This is a genomic window from Hymenobacter sp. H14-R3, assembly GCF_030063445.1.
GTDB lineage: Bacteria > Bacteroidota > Bacteroidia > Cytophagales > Hymenobacteraceae > Hymenobacter.
The window spans coordinates 1-6,398 of the sequence record NZ_JASITD010000054.1; the positions used below are offsets into that span (position 1 = coordinate 1).

At 60.3% G+C, this 6,398-nt stretch carries 8 protein-coding genes; 5 read left to right on the forward strand and 3 right to left on the reverse strand.

Annotated features, from left to right (window positions below):
- The 5 genes from QMK33_RS23050 to QMK33_RS23070 all read left to right on the forward strand — a co-directional run.
- On the forward strand, window positions 1–517 hold a 517-nt coding region (locus QMK33_RS23050; RefSeq protein WP_283566983.1), incomplete at its 5' end, for a Fic family protein.
- A 117-nt stretch (window positions 518–634) separates the two neighbouring features.
- Window positions 635–1,333 carry a recombinase family protein gene (locus QMK33_RS23055; protein ID WP_283566984.1) on the forward strand — a complete coding sequence of 233 codons (699 nt, stop codon included), beginning with the start codon at window positions 635–637 and terminating at the stop codon, window positions 1,331–1,333.
- 4 nt (window positions 1,334–1,337) lie between these two features.
- Window positions 1,338–1,601, forward strand: coding sequence for a hypothetical protein (locus tag QMK33_RS23060; protein ID WP_283566985.1), 264 nt, complete (start codon window positions 1,338–1,340; stop codon window positions 1,599–1,601).
- A 617-nt stretch (window positions 1,602–2,218) separates the two neighbouring features.
- The gene (locus QMK33_RS23065; RefSeq protein WP_283566986.1) at window positions 2,219–2,533 is read left to right on the forward strand and encodes a hypothetical protein; all 315 of its coding nucleotides are present in this window, start codon (window positions 2,219–2,221) and stop codon (window positions 2,531–2,533) included.
- 704 nt (window positions 2,534–3,237) lie between these two features.
- Window positions 3,238–4,072, forward strand: a protein-coding gene (locus QMK33_RS23070) for an IS5 family transposase (protein WP_502867096.1) whose coding sequence is annotated in 2 segments (ribosomal slippage) — window positions 3,238–3,588 and window positions 3,590–4,072 — 834 coding nt in all. Because the reading frame shifts where the segments join, the coding sequence is not laid out codon by codon here.
- Window positions 4,073–4,132: 60 nt separating this feature from the next.
- Here QMK33_RS23070 and QMK33_RS23075 read toward each other — a convergent pair.
- From QMK33_RS23075 to QMK33_RS23085, 3 genes are all read right to left on the reverse strand, one after another.
- Window positions 4,133–4,549 (reverse strand): hypothetical protein, encoded by a 417-nt coding sequence (locus QMK33_RS23075; RefSeq protein ID WP_283566988.1) that lies wholly within the window; start codon window positions 4,547–4,549, stop codon window positions 4,133–4,135.
- A gap of 231 nt (window positions 4,550–4,780) precedes the next feature.
- On the reverse strand, window positions 4,781–5,338 hold the full coding sequence (locus tag QMK33_RS23080) for a nitroreductase family protein (protein WP_283566989.1): 558 nt from the start codon (window positions 5,336–5,338) through the stop codon (window positions 4,781–4,783).
- A gap of 80 nt (window positions 5,339–5,418) precedes the next feature.
- Window positions 5,419–6,398: DUF5694 domain-containing protein (locus QMK33_RS23085; protein WP_283566990.1), on the reverse strand; the 980-nt coding region annotated here is incomplete at its 5' end.

Genomic DNA, 6,398 nt, shown 5'->3' on the forward strand with positions numbered 1-6,398 from the left:
CCTCTGGTTTGTCACCATTCACCCTTTTGAAGATGGCAACGGCCGCGTAGCCCGCGCCCTGACGGAATTGCAGTTAGCTCGCGCCGATGCCTCCGCCCAGCGCTTCTATAGTTTGTCGGCGCAGATGCGGCTGGAGCGCACCGCCTACTATGCCCACTTAGAAGCCGCCCAAAAAGGAGGCCTTGATATTACGAACTGGCTGGACTGGTTTCTGGCCTGCCTGAGCCGCGCCCTGGCGGCGACGGAGCAGACCCTGGCCAAGGTGTTGACGAAAGCGCGGTTTTGGGAACAGCACGCCGCGTTCCCGTTCAATGCCCGCCAGCAACGGCTGCTCCATCAATTGCTCGACGGCTTCATCGGCAAGCTCACCTCGTCTAAATGGGCGACGATTACCAAATGCTCGCAGGACACCGCTACCCGCGACATCCAGATGCTGCTCGACCAGGGCATCTTGGTGAAGGAAGCAGCCGGCGGGCGTAGCACCAGCTACCGCTTGGCCGACGGGGCGTTGGGGTAGGGCAGGGCTCGCGAAGGAGGCGTTAGGGACAGGAAAGAGTAAAAAGACATTACTTAAACGACCGTTTACATAATGTCTTTCTAGGCTAACTTCGCCGGAAACCTCTGCTTTTACCCCGTGCCCGCCTACTTCGCCTACTACCGCGTCTCCACCCAAAAGCAAGGCAACTCGGGCCTCGGCCTCGACGCCCAACGCGCGGCCGTGGTCAATTTCCTGAAAGGCGATACCCCGGTAGGGGAGTATGTGGAAGTGGAAAGTGGTAAGAAGAACCAGCGGCCGCAACTGCTGGCGGCGATCGCGGCGGCCCGGACCGCAGGTGGGGTGCTACTGATTGCCAAGCTTGATAGACTTAGTCGCAATGCGGGGTTCATTCTGGCCCTACGCGACTCGGGGGTGCAGTTTGCCTGCTGCGACATGCCCGATGCCAATACCCTCACGGTAGGCCTCTTCGCCGTCATCGCCCAGCACGAACGCGAGACTATATCTCAACGCACCAAGGATGCCCTGAAAGCCAAGAAGGCGCGGGGGGCGCAACTCGGCACGCCAGCCAACCTCACGGAGGATGCGCGGCAGTTCGGCTTGGAGGCTCGGCAACGTAATGCGCGCGAGCATGGCGGCATCCGGCAGGCTACGGCGCTTATTCTGGCTCGGCGGGCGCAGGGGCTCAGTTGTGAGACCATCGCGGGCGAGCTGAACGCGCTCGGCTTTACGGCCAGAAGGGGCGGGGCATTCTCCCAAAAGCAAGTCCAACGCCTCGTCGATCGCGCCACTAGCCCCCTAGGGCCTGGCCCCCACGCTGCGGCCGGCTTATCTTAGGCGCATGTACTATGTACTCTTAACCCCCTGGCCGGGTGGTATTTCTTTTGAGAACAGTGGCGTGCTCCCCCTGGTGGGCTGGCTCGTCGGGCTGATTATTGTAGGCTGGTTGGGTATTAACTGGTGGAGCGCGCACATCGCCCGCCAATTTGAGCGCGACCCTACGGCTACGCCGCAGCCGACCACCGATTGGAATCTGTCGGGCCTGGCCAAGGCACTGTTGCTTTTGTTTGTGGCCGCGTGCTTTGGGCTGCTGCTAATGCTATAAGCACCGCTAGCAGCCTCCTACTTAACCCACTGCCGCTGACTGGCCAAGCTGTCGCGGCGGGCCACCACGAAGGGCAGCTGGTCTACCTGCCTGTAGCGGTGGACCAGCAGCAACAACAGCGTAGCCGTTAGGCGGACCGGGCGGGCGGCGGACCGGGCGGGCGACGGGTCCGCCGCAAAGATGCCGACCTATCGCGGCCCGTCCCCCCGGCAGGCCGACTGCGGCCGGCTCCGTGAGCTGAGGCAGTCGAGACGATCTCCCAGCGTACCAAGGACGCCCTGAAAGCCAAGAAGGCGCGGTGAGCGCAACTCGGTACGCCCGCCAACCTCACGCAGGAGGCGCGAGAGCTCGGCTTGGAGACGCGGCAGCGTAATGCCCGCGAGCATCGGGGCATCCGGCCGGCGACAGCGTTGCTTTCGGCGCGGCGGGCGCAGGGACTGAGTTGTGATTTCGTCGCGGGCGAACTGAACGCGCTGGGCTTTACCGCTAGGAGAGGTGGGTCTTTTTCCCACTAACAGGTCCAGCGCCTCGTTCACCGCGCCCAGGCGAGCGGCACTACGCCCCTCAAGTCGCACCTACAAAGTTCTTTACCAAGCGCATAGACAGTTAGTAATGAAGTGAACGGGGAAGCCGTGGAGGTGATGCTCTTTCTGCAAGGACGCCAGCCGGGCGCCTATTTGCTCAATCGCACGACGCCCTACTATCCGCAAGCCACGCCGCACCACGTGCGCAGCCACGCCACCTACACGCTCGCCCGCAGCCAGGAAGTCTACGTTACCACGGCCCACCATGCCGGAGAGCTCGTACTTGCCACCGCCACGAGCGCCCAGCACCCCTCGGCCGGCACCTTTTCTTTCGCGGCCGTCAGTATCCGGGATTCAACCAAAACGGTCATGCTCACCAACGGCCACTTTGACCGCGGGGGGCAATAAGCTTAGAACACCACCTAGCGACCCACCAAAAAACGGTGTCAACAACCCGTCTCCGGAACTGGCGTTTCCAAGCCACCAAGGCGCTTCTAAAATCCTTTCAGCGAACGAGCGTTTTTTGGAGGGTGCTATCAGCTATTTTTGAAGCATGCTTAGGCCGGTAGAACTGACAGGTGATTTGGAAGGAGCCTTAGCTCGAGCTGGCGACTGCGAAGCTGCTTTACGGCTGTTGCTGGAAACGAAACCGAGTGTCGCTGTACTGGCTTCCCTACTGCCGGCCGTGTTGGACAGAGTTGTTGACAGCACCAGGCTAACGGCCATCGGCCTAGCTAAAGAGGTAGTCGCTGCTTACGGCACGGAGCCCGTCATTAGAAGCAGCCTTCAACTTCTAATCGATAATTATCTACCTGGCCATGATGAATGGCACTACCGCCGGATTGCAGAACTCTATAAGCTGCTTCACTATGAAACAGAGCTAGCTAATTTTTTAACACTATGCCGCGCAAGCTCCAATTGGGAGATAAGAGAGATAGCAGATGATTTTGCATGAATGTAAATCCACTGTTTTTTGAACGCTAATCATACCTACGCCAACGGCCCTGAAAACGTGGTTTTCAAGGCCGTTTTGTGAGGAGGTTTTTCGAACAGCTATTTGCTTATGCTAAGAGGCTATCCGAATAGGATAAAAGGAGTTGTATTTTTGGGGTATGGTTACGAGTCAAGAATTTCGCATTTCTGATACGCTCTGGGAACGGCTCTCACCCAAGTTGCCCGTCCACGTTCCCAAGGCGCATCCGCTGGGCTGCCACAAGCGGCGGGTGCCTGACCGAGAGGTGCTCGACGGCATTTTTTTCGTCCTGCGCACGGGCTGCCAGTGGAAAGCCTTGAGTGCCACGGGTATCTGTTCGGGCTCCACGGCCCACGCCCGCTTTCAGGAATGGGTGCAGGCCGGGGTCTTCGCCCAGCTCTGGGACGTAGCTCTGCAAGACTACGAGGACCTGATAGGACTCGACTTCGACTGGATGGCCCTCGACGGTTCGCTGCACAAAGCGCCGTTGGGCGGGGAAAAAAACCGGCCCCAACCCCACGGACCGCGGCAAAGGGGGCGTCAAGCGCAGTCTGCTGACCGAGGCGCAGGGCATCCCGGTGGGCCTGGTGCTGGAGGGGGCCAATCGACATGACATGAAGCTGACGGAAAGCACGTTAGCCAGTCTGCCTCCGGCGGCTGAAGCGGCCCGCCAGGCCCACTTGGCCGCGGGGGGCGAGCAAGGCCTGTGCCTGGACGCGGGCTATGACTACACCCAGGTCCGGGAAGTGGTAGCCGCCTTTGGCTACACGGCCCACATCCGGCCGCGGGGCGAGGAAGTACAGGCCAAGAAAGCAGGTCAGAAAGCCCGCCGCTGGGTTGTGGAACGCACCCACTCCTGGCTCAACCGCTTTCGCCACCTGCTCGTTCGCTGGGCTAAAAAACCAGAAAACTACCTGGCCATGCTTCACTTTGCCTGCGCCCGCGTAACGTGGTATAAATGTCTTTTTGGGTGATGACCATTCCCTATTCGGATAGCCTCTTAGCAGCTTTTTATTAGCGTCGAGGCTGTCTACTTATGTAGTCTCTTTAATGCAGAGATATCGTTCGCCTGCTGAATGACCTTCGAAATAGGCGACTTTGCCAGCAACGAAAGAAAGAATAGTAGTCGTACTACTCCCAACTACGGCTTGCAACGCCTCTTCAAGTGGCATAATTTGGGGCTGACTAGCGTTAGCAGCCGAGAAAACATAGCCGGTCGTCAGCTTATATCGAGCCAGCGCCTGACTCACATAACTAATGTCTTGTTGCCGGCTGCCTTTCGGCAACCTGGTGCAGTAGCGCTCATCTAACTCATGGCTAAGCGCATCCATACCGCGCACCAGATTTTCAGGCTGCTTAGCCTGCGCTACGGTCATTAACCACTGCTTCTTATAGGGTTTGCCTAGGAAAGCTTCCAAGAACGCGGGTAAGTGCTGCTGTATAACTGCCATCTGAAAAAAGTACGGACTATTCTCACAAACCTACGGTTTCTAAAATTGCCATAACGGAGAGGTTCAGAAAGCCCCTTCCCGAGCGAGTGGCTCAGAAATTCCGTAGCAAGCGTGTTTCCGACGCGTAGCAGGGGTTGAGCAAGCCCAAAAGGAGTGCGTCCGTAAGGTGCGCCTTCTTGGCCCCACCGCCGCGCAGGGGGGAGTGTAAACTAGGCAGCGCCTGATAAACGGCTAGTTTAACCTTTGTACCAAACTTTTAACCAAGGCCAGAGCCCCGGGGTAGCCGAGGGTGAAGATGGCCACCGGCTCGTAGCCGGCCGGCACGCCGAACGCGGCGCGCACCTTGTCGGCCGAGAAACCCGTCATTTGGTGGATTTGCACGCCTAATTCGGTCCCCTGGATGGCGGGCGTGGCCACGGCCTGGCCCACGTCGTGCGTGTCCCAGGCGTTGGGGTTGCTGTCGTGCGAAAACGTGGTTCTGGCGAGGCTCATCACCAGCACCAGGGCGGCCTTGGCCCAGGGCTGGTTAAACTCGGCTAGGCTGGCCAGAACCTTGTCGTAGGCCTCGACCGAACCGGCGCGGGTACCCACCAAAAAGTGCCAGGGCTGCTCGCCGAAGCACGACGAGGCCGACGAAGCGGCGGCAAAGACCTGGTGCAGCACGTCGACCGGCACAAGCTGGTTGGCGTAGGCGCGGGGGCTGCGGCGCTGGGTCAGCACGGGCAGAATTTCGTGTTCGAGGACGAGAACGTTGGTAGTATCGGCGGCCATGAGGAGAGGCAAATGCATAAAAAACCCGGCGCGGACCATCCGCGCCGGGTTCCGCAACTGCGGCCGGCTGCTATTGTTGGGCTTGGCTCGCCGGGGCCCTACTTGGCTTGCAGCAGCGGCACCACGTCGGCCACTTCAAACAGGGAATTGTACTTCAGAATAGCTTTCAAAAACGCCACGTGCCCCTGCCCGATAACGAGCACAATGGCCTTGTCGTGCTGCACGTCCACTTGGCGCAGCAAGTTGGTGTAGATGCGCACGTTGCGCTTGAAAAACTCGCCTGCCAGGTCGGCCCCCGCGTAGTTGGCACCGCCCCCAACGCGGGCCAGGTCGAGCAGGTAGGCGTCCATCTGGGCGCGCTCGGCCGCCTCGGTGGTGTGGTGGATAAAGCGGGCCAGCAGCGTTTTGTCCGGGGCCACCTGCAGCTCGCTGAGCGTTTTGCGGGGCCCCGTGCGGGCCGTGATGAGGCGGCCCAGGCTGTCCTGGGGATTCGTAGCGAAAGATTCGTTCAGGATTTGCTCCTGGCCGTGCTGTTTGGCGTAGGCCTGGGTGGCTTCGTAGTCGAACACGCCGCCGTCGGCATCGGCGCAGTATACGCGGGGGCGGTTGAGCTTGTGGGCCAGGCGGTAGGCGAGCTGGTACACCTCGTTGTTACCGGCCTTGAGCCGGCCCTGGCGGTACAAAGCGTAGGTACTGTCCACGAACGGCTGGTCCGGCAGCTTGAACTCGATGAACACCTTATCGGCCCGCGTCTGGGCGAGCTTGCCCACCAGCTCGTCCAGCTCACGCTGCATTTCGGGCGTTTTCATGTCGATTTTGGTGCCCTTGTGCAGGTCGGAATCGGAGCCGCTGAAGTGAAGCGTACCCACCAGGTACACCTTGATTTTGGCGGGCCCCCCGGCGGGCCTGGTCTGGGCGGTGGCCGCGGCGGCGGGTCCCAGCAGGGCGAGCGACAACAGAAGGCGGGCAAACGGGCGGCAAGCAGTCATGGCGGTGTGATGAAAGGGGGTTGGGGATGACGATGGGACAAAGGTGCCGGCCCCCCCGGCCGGCCGAAACTTTATTATCCCAACCACCG